The organism is Photobacterium sp. AWH4_225 (genome assembly GCF_056158405.1).
In genome coordinates, this window is record NZ_JBSWTF010000004.1 from 36,881 (window position 1) to 50,571 (window position 13,691).

Annotated in this window: 10 protein-coding genes; 5 read left to right on the forward strand and 5 right to left on the reverse strand. The window is 44.6% G+C overall.

The window, feature by feature from the left end; translation table 11 throughout:
* The first annotated feature begins 248 nt into the window (after nucleotides 1-248).
* The 3 genes from ACXAD4_RS17570 to ACXAD4_RS17580 all read left to right on the forward strand — a co-directional run bounded on the left by ACXAD4_RS17570 (nucleotide 249) and on the right by ACXAD4_RS17580 (nucleotide 3,284).
* Nucleotides 249-953, forward strand: coding sequence for a glycerophosphoryl diester phosphodiesterase (locus tag ACXAD4_RS17570; protein ID WP_475243071.1), 705 nt, complete (start codon nucleotides 249-251; stop codon nucleotides 951-953).
* 42 nt (nucleotides 954-995) lie between these two features.
* Complete coding sequence (locus ACXAD4_RS17575) at nucleotides 996-1,760, forward strand: DeoR/GlpR family DNA-binding transcription regulator (RefSeq protein WP_475243072.1); 765 nt, start codon at nucleotides 996-998, stop codon at nucleotides 1,758-1,760.
* Nucleotides 1,761-1,991: 231 nt separating this feature from the next.
* Nucleotides 1,992-3,284, forward strand: a complete 1,293-nt coding sequence (locus ACXAD4_RS17580) for a DEAD/DEAH box helicase (protein WP_475243073.1) — start codon at nucleotides 1,992-1,994, stop codon at nucleotides 3,282-3,284.
* 71 nt (nucleotides 3,285-3,355) lie between these two features.
* Here ACXAD4_RS17580 and ACXAD4_RS17585 read toward each other — a convergent pair whose 3' ends face one another.
* Both ACXAD4_RS17585 and ACXAD4_RS17590 read right to left on the reverse strand, forming a co-directional pair.
* The gene (locus tag ACXAD4_RS17585) at nucleotides 3,356-4,261 is read right to left on the reverse strand and encodes a PfkB family carbohydrate kinase (protein ID WP_475243075.1); all 906 of its coding nucleotides are present in this window, start codon (nucleotides 4,259-4,261) and stop codon (nucleotides 3,356-3,358) included.
* 132 nt (nucleotides 4,262-4,393) lie between these two features.
* The gene (locus tag ACXAD4_RS17590) at nucleotides 4,394-6,244 is read right to left on the reverse strand and encodes a beta-ketoacyl synthase (RefSeq protein ID WP_475243076.1); all 1,851 of its coding nucleotides are present in this window, start codon (nucleotides 6,242-6,244) and stop codon (nucleotides 4,394-4,396) included.
* A 156-nt stretch (nucleotides 6,245-6,400) separates the two neighbouring features.
* Here ACXAD4_RS17590 and ACXAD4_RS17595 point away from each other — a divergent pair, with 156 nt between their 5' ends.
* Nucleotides 6,401-7,378 carry a GlxA family transcriptional regulator gene (locus ACXAD4_RS17595; protein WP_475243077.1) on the forward strand — a complete coding sequence of 326 codons (978 nt, stop codon included), beginning with the start codon at nucleotides 6,401-6,403 and terminating at the stop codon, nucleotides 7,376-7,378.
* Between the two features lie 100 nt (nucleotides 7,379-7,478).
* A complete protein-coding gene (locus tag ACXAD4_RS17600) occupies nucleotides 7,479-7,991 on the forward strand; it encodes a hypothetical protein (RefSeq protein WP_475243078.1) in 513 nt (170 codons plus the stop codon).
* Nucleotides 7,992-8,137: 146 nt separating this feature from the next.
* Here ACXAD4_RS17600 and ACXAD4_RS17605 read toward each other — a convergent pair whose 3' ends face one another.
* From ACXAD4_RS17605 to ACXAD4_RS17615, 3 genes are all read right to left on the reverse strand, one after another.
* Nucleotides 8,138-8,410 carry a hypothetical protein gene (locus ACXAD4_RS17605; protein ID WP_475243079.1) on the reverse strand — a complete coding sequence of 91 codons (273 nt, stop codon included), beginning with the start codon at nucleotides 8,408-8,410 and terminating at the stop codon, nucleotides 8,138-8,140.
* 165 nt (nucleotides 8,411-8,575) lie between these two features.
* Complete coding sequence (pulA, locus tag ACXAD4_RS17610) at nucleotides 8,576-11,881, reverse strand: pullulanase-type alpha-1,6-glucosidase (protein ID WP_475243080.1); 3,306 nt, start codon at nucleotides 11,879-11,881, stop codon at nucleotides 8,576-8,578.
* Nucleotides 11,882-12,191: 310 nt separating this feature from the next.
* Nucleotides 12,192-13,424 (reverse strand): autotransporter domain-containing protein, encoded by a 1,233-nt coding sequence (locus tag ACXAD4_RS17615; RefSeq protein WP_475243082.1) that lies wholly within the window; start codon nucleotides 13,422-13,424, stop codon nucleotides 12,192-12,194.
* Nucleotides 13,425-13,691: the final 267 nt, after the last annotated feature.

Here is a 13,691-nt window from a genome sequence, read left to right on the forward strand (position 1 = left end):
TCGGATGAAAAACGATTTACAGCAGCGAGTATGAAATGAAAATATTACATTCATATGAACACTCAAAAAACCAATTTGAACATTCATGTGAAAATGATTGTCACGCCATAAATCCAATGATTTAAGTTAACAACACAAGTCACTCTTCACATTATAGAACTAAAATTGAGTGTCATAATACGGTAACATTAGCCTAATACTGTTATGCTAATTTTCAAATGAACATCAATATTCTACATAGGTATTCCATGATCACTGGCCACCGTGGCGCTGCAGCCCTAGCTCCTGAAAATACGCTTATCAGCATCCAAAAAGCAGCCGAAGCCGGCGTTAGCTGGGTAGAAATCGATACCCAGTTAAGTGCCGATGGCATTCCTGTTGTCTTCCATGATGAAACTGTCAACCGCTGCACAGACGGCAAAGGTAAGATCGCTGACTTAACTCTAGCGCAATTGAAATCTCTCGATGCGGGAAGCTGGTTTGGCGCAGAGTTCTCAGGAGAGAAGATCCCGACACTCAGCGAAGCTCTTGATACCTGTTTAGCGCATGATCTGACCCTCAACCTTGAGTTGAAAATCCATCATGATGAACACACCGCACCACTTGTTAATGCTGTTGTTGCTTTGATTAAAGAAAAAGGTTTTCCAATTGAAAAGCTACTTTTCTCCAGCTTTCAGAAGCAAGCGTTAGAGCTATGCCAACAGCAAATGCCTGAAGTACGCCGAGGGTTCATTTGTGAAGTGTGGAATGACTACAGCTTTACCTCTATTGCAGCAAGCCAGCCTTATAGTGTTCATATCGATCACCGCATTTTGACGCCATCCATTGCTAAAAGCATTAAAGATGCCGGTTATGTATTGAAGATCTGGACCTTGAACAAAGCCGAGAAGGCACAGCACTTCTTTGACATGGGTGTAGACAGCATCATTACGGATGCCCCGGATAAATTTTAACCATATCAACAAGAACGCTAAGTAAAGCAATTGGTACTAAAAATGGAATTGAATCACCGCCAAAAACAGATCCTCGCAACGATTCGGGCAGAGAGTGAGGTTCAAATTGATTATCTTGCCGAAAAATTTGCTGTTACAACGCAAACCATCCGGCGTGATGTCAATCATCTGTGTGAGCAAGGACTGGCCCGCAGAGTCCATGGCGGTGTTAGCCTGCCCGCTTCCATGACCAACACCAGTTACCGCTATCGTTCGGAAGTTGAATCAAAAGCGAAAGGAGACTTAACGGCCCAAATTGCTAGTGCCATTCCGGATGGTTCAACGATTATGATCGGCATAGGAACCACCCTCGCCCATCTAGCCCAACATTTACTGACCAAGAAATCATTGCGTGTTATTACTAATAATCTTCAAGTCGCACAAATTCTTGAAGCGAATGAGCACATCGAAATCTATCTAGCCGGTGGGCAGTTCCGACGAGAGCATCAGGATATTATGGGTAGTAGTGCGGTAGATTTTTTCAACGACTTTGAAGCAGATATCGGCATTTGCGGCTGCGCTGCAGTGACTGACAGTCACTTTGTGATGGAGCATGAAAGTATTGAAGCGGATATTACCAAAGCAATAATCAAGAACAGCCGTCAACAATGGTTAGTGGCAGATGCCAGCAAATGGGGTCGGTTTGCAGCCATGAAAGTCTGCCCTATGAAGCAGTTTGATAAGATCTTTACCAATAACCGCCACCTACCTGCTGAGTATCCAGTTATCACACCACTGCAGTTTGAAGCTGTATCAGAAGGTGAGTAAATCACCTTCTTTGCTCAATCGATAAAACCTCCGGCGCAATTACAAAACTATTTCTTGGGCTGAATAACCTACTAACAGCCCTATTAATCAGGCAGTGCCCTCGTTAAACTCACACCAACTGCCGAAATTAACATCATTTTTTCCAAATTAGTCCCCACATATGTCTAATATTCATCTATAATCTTCGGCCATATTTTTGTCAGGCTCAGCCGTCTGCTTTAGGAAAGAAGAATGTCATTTGCATCACAAAACTTTTCTCAGGATATTGTTCGCGCACTTACCGAGTGCGGCTATGAGAAATTAACTCCAATCCAACAACAAGCGATCCCACACGCTCGTCGAGGAAACGATATTCTTGCCAATGCCCAAACAGGTACCGGTAAAACAGCCGCTTTCTCTCTACCGATCATCCAGCAAATTCTGGACAACCCTAAGCCGCGTAACCGCTTCAATGTTCGTGCACTTATTTTGGCACCAACCCGCGAATTGGTTGCTCAGATTGCCAAGAACATCGAGGACTACACCAAATATACTGACATCTCGGTTGCAGCTGTTTACGGTGGTACCAAGATGGGCTCTCAAGAGAAAAAGCTTGAACCGGGTTTGGATATTTTGGTTGCCACTCCTGGCCGCCTGCTTGAACACATGGAACTAAGCAATGTCACACTTGCTAACCTTGAGTTCTTAGTGTTTGATGAAGCTGACCGTATGCTGGATATGGGTTTCATCTCTGATATTCGTGTGATCATGGGTGACATTCGCAATCACCCACAAACCATGTTGTTCTCTGCGACTTTCTCTGCACAGATGAATAAGCTGGCAAACGACATTACCCGCAAGCCGAAGCGTATTTCAGTTAGCCCAGAAAATGCTACCGCTGACACTGTTGCTCACGTTGTTTACCCTGTTGACCAAGATCGCAAGCGCGAGTTGCTGTCTGAATTGATCGGTAAGAAAAACTGGAAGCAAGTGCTGGTTTTCGTTAATTACAAAGAAACAGCCAATGAGCTGGTGAAAGAACTTAAACTTGATGGTATCAAAGCGGTGCTTTGCCACGGTGACAAGGCGCAAAGTGCCCGTCGTCGTGCCCTGGATGAGTTCAAAGAAGGCAAAGCACGTGTGATGGTGGCAACCGAAGTCGCTGCACGAGGCTTGGATATTCAAGGCCTGCCGCACGTCGTTAACTTCGATATGCCTTTCTTGGCAGAAGACTACGTTCACCGTATTGGACGTACTGGCCGTGCTGGACTTCAGGGTCATGCTGTATCTTTTGTTAGCCGTGAAGAAGAGCTAACACTTCAGCAGGTTGAAAACCTGATCAAACAACGCATTAAACGTATTCAACTTACGGGTTATGAGCCGAAAAGCCGTGATGCACTGCTGGATAAAATCCACAACAAAGCGGCATTCCGTGATCGCAAAGGTCGTACTAATAACCCAGCGGATCAGTCTGATGCAGAACGCCGTGCTCGACTGCGCCGCGCCGTACTGAACAAGTCTAAAGTGACAAAACTGAAAAAATAATCAGTTTTCCACCTAACAAAACCAAAAGGGTTAGCCAATGGCTAACCCTTTCTTTTTCCAGCTTAAACAAATTAGCCGTTCGCCAAATAAGCTTGAAATTCATCTCCTGGTACAGAACTCTTGGTTGCTACCGCAATGGATGCCCACTGTGTACCTACTTCCATCGACTCGGTAATACTTAAGCTAGCAAGCAGGCCATGAATCACCCCTGCAGCATAGGCATCTCCTGCACCGGTAGTATCGACTACATCCACAGCTTGAGCTGCAACAAACTCTTGCCCAAATTCTGTGTAAACAGTCGTGCCGTTTGCCCCATCAGTCACAATAAAAAACTCAAGCGCTTCACCGGCAACCGTTCTTGCATAATCAAAAGCAGAAATATCGCTGATCTTTACTGCATCGCCCGATGATAAAAGATGAGCCTCTAGATCCGAACGTGAGGTGATAAGTACTTGGCATGGACGGGGATCGAGACTTTTGGGTAGTTGAGCAACAACCAAAACCTGACGATTCTTTAAACTTTGCTTGTTTTTGTTCGCCTCAAGCGCTTTCCTCGCCCATAGTGCTACGCCATCAGCACTGGAATTAATGTAGATAGCATCCCACTTGGTAAAGTCTGGTGCAGTACCCAAAGTGAAAGCCGGTCGCTCAGGGCGGATAATCGTACGTTCACCGTCAGGTGTCATCAATAACATCAGTTCTGGAGTGACAATATCGTTACGCTGTAACAGAGAGCAGTTGAGCCCTTTTAAGCTCGCCTCAGCAAGTAGCCAATCCGCCGTTTCGTCACGTCCCACTTGGCTAACCAATGATACTTGATGGCCGGCATACACTAGCGCTAAGCCAGTATTTGCCCCTCCACCACCTAAACGACGGCCTAAATCCTGATAATGGTGCCTACCACCAGCCTGAAGTGGTTCTTTAAGTTGCAAAACCCGATCACAGTTCAAGTTAGCAACCAACATAACATTAGCCAACGTTTATGACTCCTGTATTGTTGTAATACTCTTATCTGCCAAACTATCATAAAAAAACCGCAGTGTATGAACTGCGGTTTTTATTCGTTAACTTCCCCACTTTATTGGTTAACTTCCAAACGATGTAGTGAATTAACTGTAATCGGCATAAGGGTTAACCGTCGCTAGTGGAATTGACTCAGCAAACCCGGAAAGCTTTACCGAATCCGTTGTCATCTCAACGGACGATTCGTCCATGACACTCTCACCAAAGTGATAGCGGATGTTTTCTTCACCCTCACATGCAGACTTATCATTAGCAGCCGCCTGAAGAGAGACTGACTCATTCTTGTCACAGTATGCCGCAATTTTATCGTTGCTGTATTTCTTCGCCAACATTGTCATCGTTTGCTGCGGAGAAAGCACAAGGCTAGAAGCGTTGTTGCCACCAAAGCCTTTGGCATTAAGGATCACTGCTTTATAGTCCTCGCCATGTTCACCTGCGAAGTGGTGATCAGTCAGTATGTTCAAATTCGACTGGTGTACATCTTCAGCAACATGGTCGATCGTTTTGATCCCCGGGATCCAACCATATTGCCATACGCCTAACGATGCTATCAGCTGATCACCAGGTGCAGAACTCATTGAATGACCAACATATGACTTAATCGCTGTCACTGGCCAATTATCGATGCTGAACGTCTTAGCAACTTCATTCAGAATATGGCTTTCTGTGACTCGGTTTTGCGGTGTACCCGTACCATGTGCCTGCACATAAGTCTGCTTAACTCCCTCAGGCCCAAGGATTGCTTTAGCTAATGCCGCTGCTTTGGCGACAGTGACATAGTTACCCACACCCGGAGCAGAGATTGATTTTTTATTGGCATCAGCATTGATGAACACATCTGCTACTGAACCATAAATACTTGCACCAAGCTCAAGTGCCAGTTCATCATCCATCAGCACCACAAACTGGGCTGATTCTGCCATGGTGAAACCTGCATTCGACGAAAATGGTCGGCAAGCACGTCGATTATCAACAGATTCACTGTTATCCAAAGCCTTTAGCTGGACATCTTCAGCCAATGCGCCCATTACACGGAAACCTTCCATGATCTCAGCAACTACTGGTGCTTCAGCATTACCAACAATAGCCACTCGCGACTTGCCTTGCTGAATATCCAGCATGCCTTGACGCAAGTTATACAAGAATGTGGCACAGGCCCCCATGCTCGTACCCGTGGTACCAATGCTGTTTATCACATACCCATTGATGAAGTCAGCTGGCATTTCCGCAAGCGATAAAGCCATCATTTTTGAACTTACGCGGCCGCCTGTTAAAGGTGCCGCTAACATGCCAGACAATGAGTTATCATCCACCTGCGCTAACGCACTACCCGCATAGACAGAAACTTGATCCGGTTTGATATGCTTGAGCACTTCATCCCAATCCATACCCAGCGAGTTCAGCGCATCCGACGCGCCATAAACCGTTAGAGTCAGGCCACGGGGATGAAAACGGGAGTTATAAAGCTTAGCTGGATCAAAACCACGAGGAATGTTGCCACCACTGGTAACAGGAAATGAAACACGATCTTCAAGCAAAGCATTCAGCTCACCCGTTACCGTGATCGTTACTTTGCTACCCTGCTCTTCCAATTGCCAGTTTTCAGGAATGCGTGTTGGCAATTTTGACTTACGTAACGTGAACGAGATCGTTTCTTGGCCGCCATTTAGCGCCGCTTTGTATTGATAGCGCAAGCTATCAGGGTCAAACGATTCAATACGTCTAACCAACGTACCCGCTTTAATTGCCTCGATAATTTCTGGATCTAATGCTGAACCTTCAGAAAGCCCCATACGGTTCGCAAGGTCCTGCCAAGTAGTCGCCATATCTTGGTCGGAAAGCACATCTGAAACCATGCGCTTATAGCTATGAAAACCCGAACTACGACCAGCGGCATTGATACCACCGAAGCCTACAATTAGCGGTAATTTTGACATCCTGAACCTGCTCTCAAAATTGAAGAGCACATAGATTACCAATTTACACTGTTCATTCACCTGTCATTTATGCCAATTTATCTGACATAAATGCCAAATAGTATTAAGATTAGCCAAATCATCACTATTTATTTGTTTGATAGGCCCCTGATAAAAATGAAAATTGGATTTCTCCTCTACGAACGAGCTTTAATAACAGGTATCTCCCTGGCAGCCGAGATGCTTAGCTCTGCAGCGAGTCTACGATCTCGAAGACAACAACGAGATCAGCCATTTTCAATCAAGCTCATTGCACCTAGATTAGAACCAACCAAAGTCACGGCAGGGCTTAAGCTCCAACCAGATACTACCTACGATGATCTACAATCTTTCGATATATTGATCCTGCCTCCCATGTGGGGAAATCCACAGCAATCTATTCGCTGCTCACCCGAAATCATTACCTGGCTGAAAGCTCAATACCAAAAAGGTGCCAAGCTGGTTGCTACTGGTACCGGTGTTGCCTGGCTAGCTGAAACGGGGTTACTCAACGGGCAAGTGGCAACAACTCACTGGTACTTCTTTGATACCTTTGCAAATCGCTACCCTAAGGTGATATTGAACCGCCAGGCTTCGATTACCGCCGCCGACGGTATTTACTGTACAACCAGTATCAACTCACAATCGGAAATGATCCTCTACCTGATCACTGAGTATTTCGGTCAAAAGACAGCGCAAACTATTGAAACCCATTTTGGTCATGAAATTTCTAAATCCACACAGCAACCGTTTTATCAGATTGGCGGACAACTACAGTTCGACGAGTCGATAGCACTTGCGCAAGATTGGATGAAGCGAAACCTTACCAGCCCAATCACTGCACAAAGCATCGCTGATCAATGTGGTGTACCGCTGCGAACATTCAATCGCAAATTTAAAGACCAAGTCGGTGAAACACCCCACCAACACCTTCAACGATTAAGAATGGATGCGGCCCAACAATTGCTGCGTGATTTTGGCATGTCGGTACAAGAAGTTGCTGAACAAGTTGGATACAAAGATGCACACCACTTTTCAACTCGTTTCCAGCAACACTTCAACATGAGCCCTAGCCAATACCGAAGAATGGTGAAGACCAAGATTTACAACCCATGAATGAAGATTCAAAGGATTTTTATGTTTGTAGCTAATTTAAGACAGGGGTCAAAGAGTATGAATCACTATGCTTTGAAAAGACGTTTTCAAGGGCAGTTGTATGAAGCATCTCACATTCGCTATTTTGCTTATTTCGAACCTGATTACTACCGTGGCTATTGCTAAAATCCAACCTACCAGTGGAACACTCAACAACGAAGGTATGTGCCGCCTTGATATGTACCACCTTACTAAAAGCCAGAAAAACACCTTCACCCCTGATTTGCAGATAGCCGTTATAACGAATAACACGATGCGCCATCGCTATGTCGATCTGAAAACAGATATCGAACACCCTACGGGCTTTGAGAACATCCACTACTATCGCTCTGGCAGCCCTGTTGAAGTCTTCACCACCAACTGGCGCAACAACGGCAATAAGCATACTGTCGGAAGGTTTGTCATGTTGGGAGGTACCAGTGACAAACAAGCCTTCGATGTCTTCGCAACCTTGATTAAAGAAGATAATGGCCACTTTGAGTTACGTGGTAACGAAAAGAAGTATCGGTTTAACGCCAATGAAAAGGACGTAACCGACTTTCTCGCCTGCGTCAAAAGTAACTATAAGCCTTGAGAGCAGAGACCTTGATATCAACGACCTTGGAAGCAGAGACCTAGAGATACAGCGCCCTTGAAAAGATGTGTCCTTGATATAACAAAAAATAGCGCCCATAAAAAACGCCAGCTTCATAAGCTGGCGTTCTTCTAATCTGTTTTATTTCAAGCCATCGACTGCTTCGAGCCATGAGGTGCTTCGTGGGTAATGTCCTCATATTCGCCGTCAATAGTCGAACCGCTTTGTGCCTGACTGAAGTCCTGCTGGGTATATCCCTGTTGTTTCAACGCTTCTTCATATGCAGCGTTGATTTTCTTTCTGATAAACGGTCTCGCAATCAGTGCACCCAATCCGATGAATAGCCCCATGACAGCCGCGAATGTCACAGTAAAGAAACCCAGTACTAAAGCAAAAATGCTGGTAAGTGTATTTTTCATCGCTAACCTTCTTTTCTATCGTACTTTCATGCTTTGCAGTGTATAGCAACGAAAATGAACCAATGATGAACAATATGTTTATCTTTGTACTTAAGTCATTAGCCATACGAATATAAGAAAAAAGCCCTCTAAAAAGAGGGCCTTAGATTAACATTTAAATGCTTATTATTTTACGGCTACAGGGATACCTGTTCCACGAACACCGTTCTCTCGTTTAATTTCAAACACTGCAGGTGTCCAAGCTGGTACCTTAGCAATATCGCCATCAGTCACATCAGAGGTTAAATCCGAAGTATGGTATGGGCTTAGCGCCAGCTCTTTTGCCAAATTGATTTCTTGCTCAGTCGGTGAAGCATTAATCACAACCACTAGCCCATCAAGCTTGCTATCAAGATCAGCACCAGAAGCAACACCGTTATCAATAGACATCACAATCAAGCCTGGCGTTTGTGTGCTCCCTGTATTGTGGAAATCAACACGGTTTTTCACTTCCTCACCAGTACCTAATGAAATCATTGGGTATGATTTTCGGAGCAGTGCCAGCTCTTTGAAGTATTCAACCATATTGGCCATATCTTCATGACTTGGCTGAGCATTATCTCCAGCAGAGGTAATCACCTGCTCAATCAGTTCGTAGTTATCGCCATCCTTGTCTTTACGAGGTAAGCCTTTATCCCAATTGTTATCATTGAGGGTAAAGTCGACTAGGTTATACCAGTCACCAGAATCATAAGAGTCACGCTGCATTGATTTCGAACGAAGCAATTCAGAACCCATGTGGGTAAATGGCATCCCCTGTCCCAGCATTGCAGTCGCTAACGAGACAGCCTGCATGCGCACACGCTCTTCTGTTGTCACAGGGTAACCAATCTTATATTGGTTATTGTCCCACAGCGTTTGATTATCGTGCTTAGACACGTAATTCTGTATTTCCGTTGGATCAACGGCATAGCCTGCTGGTGCGCCGTTGTAATCCAGCTGCTCACCGGTGATAACCGCCCCTGTCGAATCAATCATCTTGAAATCTTTCAGGTTACCAGCCATGCCAAGACGCGTAAGGTCTGCATAGTGTAGTGCTGTTTCTTTCGTCACATCACTAATCTCATTTGGCTGTACATAAGCACCATTACCAAACCCTTGTGTTTTACGAATGCCCTCTTTGCTATCAAACGGACTTCCGCCACGAACCGCGTCTCGTAAGCGATCGGAGAAGCTACCAATTCCCGTTCCACCAAGATTTGGTTGGGTTGCTTGTACAAACAATGCATCGTTTTCTACTTCGCCGAAGTTCCAGCCTTCACCGTAGAAGTAAGTATTCGGATCAACCTTCTGGACTTCGAGCAAAGAACGCTGCATCTGATCCAATGGATGATGGCCCATCAAGTCGAACCGGAATGAGTCGATTTTATAATCGCGCGACCACACCACCAGCGAATCACTGATCATCTTCTCGAACATTGCTCGCTCAGGAGCGGTATTTGAACAGCAGGTAGAATTTTCAACATTGCCAGTTACAGGATTCAAACGTTGGTAATACCAAGGCACAAGCTTATCAAGTACTGAGGTGCGTGCTTCAGGCCCCGCTGAGTTGGTATGGTTATAAACCACATCCATCACCACATTCATACCAATGTCATTCTTGATTGACATAACGGCTTCACGCAATTCAAGTATGCGCTGCGGACCATCCGGGTTAGTCGAGTAAGACCCTTCTGGCACTGTGTAATGGAATGGGTCGTAACCCCAGTTAAAGCTATCGACATCGGATACATAGCGGTTTAGCTCCTGCACCACAGGATTCTCTGGAGAATCGTCCTGTTTAACCTCTGCCAATACTTCAGCAATCTTCAAGTCGCTTGAACAGTAACCACTGAATTTAGACGTTTTCACGTCAGTGTTGACATCACATAGTTTGGCAAAGGAGTCTTCGATGTTTGCTACCTGGTTGGGATCTTCGTTAATGGTAGCGATGTCGAAGATTGGCAATAGGTGCAAATGAGTAACCCCATTTTCACTCAAAGATTTCAAATGCTGGACTGGAACTGAATCTTGCTGGGTAAACGCAACAAACTTACCACGGGCGTTATCTGCTGTTGATTCATCTTGCGCCGAAAAATCACGGACATGCGATTCATAAATCACAAATTGTGCTGGGTTAGACTGATCAATCGGCCGTTGCAGATCATCCCAACCTTTTGGTTTCAGAGCAGGATCATCAAGATCAATGACCTGACTAAACTCCGAATTCATCGATAAGCTCAGTGAATAAGGATCTGTAACTTGATAACTTTCTACCTTGCCGGATACCGGATGGAAAACATCAACAAGGTATCGGAAATACGTACCGCTTGGCGCCTTGTTTGTTTTGAGTGACCAAACACCAGACTTCTCTTTATATTTCATCTGAAGTCGGCCGATTTCTTCTTTGTTGCTATCAAACAGAACGGCAACAACATTTTGAGCCGAAGGTGCCCAAACATTAAACGTAGTATGGCGACCTTTTACTGTGGCACCAAAGTCGACTTTCTGGGCATGCTTTGCAAACAACTGGTCAAATGCCCCTGCAGGTTGGACTTTAGTACCATTTAGCACTAAGCCTGTTTCATCGACAGCTAGCGCGGCCAATTCCGCTTTTATCACTGGACGCATGTCGACCTTTTTATCGATCGAATAGGCTTGCTTGTCAGCAAGGTGTGGGAATTGAGCTTTGACTTCAGCACTCAGCACTGTTGGTTTGAGTACGATGTAGTCAGCATTATATTCATTGACGCTATCAGGTGAAAAACCACCGTCTAGTTCTACATACAGCCTGACTTCATCAGCAGAATCTGCACCATCCCAAATAAGAGTGTGCCCCTCAACTAAATGCGCTTCAGCATTAGCGACGCCGAACAGCTTAACGTAAGCATCACCACGCTCATCATAAGCTGTCGGGCTCCCTGTTACATAGGAAGCAGTTCTATCGGGAATTTCAACAAAATCAACCTTCGCATCACTACCCGACATATTGCTCAAATGTTCATCCCGAATAATGAAGTTGATACATTCTGTATTGCCATCTTTTAGCGGCATTATCCAGTAAGGACCAAACTCATCTTCGCCATCCGGTGTAATTGATGCGTCACCCCAGCCTGAATTGACTTCTGCTGCGCGGTCGCAATTACCGTCATTCCAGACATGAAGACTGTAACCACTATAATTACCCAGTGAATTACTCTCACCGTTTCTGGCAACCATATAAATAACGGCTTCATTATCTCCGGCTTGAATCGGCTCCTCGACTGAACCACTTTCAGGCAGAAATGCGGTAGGTCCATCTGTCTTAGGTAGCTTAATTTTGATCTTCGGTGGCTTAGTCGTATCAAATTTTACATCTTCGGATGCGATACTGTGACTGCTTAAGCCAATGAACATAAACGTAGAGCACAGCGGTATGACGGCCTTGGCAACCGTTGATAATTTAAAGTTCACGAGATTTTTCCCTTTATACTCATAATTTTATGGGGGGAAGTATAAAATTTGAGTTTTAATTATGACGTGAACAATACTGAATCTCAGGCTCTGCATTCTGTGATCAAAAGCACCAAAATGTAGTTTATTAACAACAGTTCATAACATCTTGGCTTAATGTCACTGTTTGTATAGCCTGCATAATATGCGGAGAGTCACACTACACTATTAGGCTTACCAGTTGTAATGCATTGAAATTAAAACAATGTCAGCTCAGACAAAGAAAACCCGGCAGGAGCCGGGTGGATAGTATTTCACGTAATTTTGTTTTTTAATCCAACGCCATACTCAACCCGACAGAGATGGTATAAGCCGATAAGTCATCATGCCACACCAGTTGGCTAGCTTCTGCATATCCATACCAATCCTTGCTCAGTGCACCAGATATCCCCAAATGCACCCGTCCATATACATCATCATTAGACTCAACAACAATTGGTAGAATACTGCCTGAATAGTTGGATTTTAATTGGGATATTATCCGTTCTTTACCACTAGCGATATCATAATGCAGATAGCCTTTTGCATATGGCTGGAAAACGCCGAAAGGTGTACGGAAAGGATGAGAAATGCTCATTCCGGTGATCAGCATAGTAGATTCCAGCGCGTCAACATCTTCAATCTTAGAGAAAAGATAACTCGAATTGCTGAGCGCTAACCTCTCTTCATAACGATCGGTATCAGACAGCGTGTATTGCAAACTACTTTCAAATGCCAGGTGCAGGTAGTTGTAATCAAAGATATAACCTGTCCCTACTGAAAACACCCAGATGTCTGAGTCTGCTTCATTAGCATTGTTGATCACAGGATCAGTGTATAACGTTACCTGACGTTCTATGTCAGTATCCATCACCGCATAACTGGCATTGAAGTCCACAAACCATGAGTCCTGAAAATAGGTGAAATAACCAGATGCTATCAGCCCATCGATTTCGGTATCGCTTCCCTCTGCCATAGGTTTGTAAAACGGCAATCCAAGGGTTAAACCAAAAAGATATTGGTTTTGGAACAAGTAGTCACCACCCAAGGTCAACGAATAGCCGCTGTGTTCTTGCTCAGCAGATTTGTTAAACGAGGCATTATCACCAAGAATGGTATTATCGACGCGGATATAACCGGCTACCTGTGAATGATGCCCTTCTCCAAAGACTCCAGAATCAGATAAAGCTTGCTCCGGCAAACCCGGTGGTGCATAACCAGAAAGCGGGTCGTTACTGTATAAAGGAACATAAGTGGAAGAGTTGCGATTACTAGAAGCCGAATGTCTTACACCCGGTGACGATGAGTAATTATTTAATGATCGGTACTTTTTATCAACCTTATCGCCACGGACGTGGCTAGCCATACCTTTGATTTCAGCCACTGCTGTATCAACTTCAGCAGATAGCTTTTTGGTAAATGATCCATCAAAAAAATCCGAGCCAATGGCGCTTCCTGACGCTACTGTGAGTACAATGTAAATGACGGGCAGGCTGGATGGTGCCCTATTGACTGACGCAAACATATTTTGCCCCCAAACTTTCATGCCACTTTGTTTTCTTTACTGCTCTGTGGCTATGATTTTCAGTGTAGTTAGCGGGCGGCGGCGGGGAGTAGGAACTAACTTATAGTCTCAAAAAATAAACACTGCTCTTTTTTTTGATATTAAAACTGTCTTCCTTTGAGAGATTTTGTCTTATTGATGAGCACACATTTGCTTTTTTAAGTGGTCGCGAATATTGATGTGTGGCAAAATCACCAGAATAAATAGATACTTATATCTATAAACACT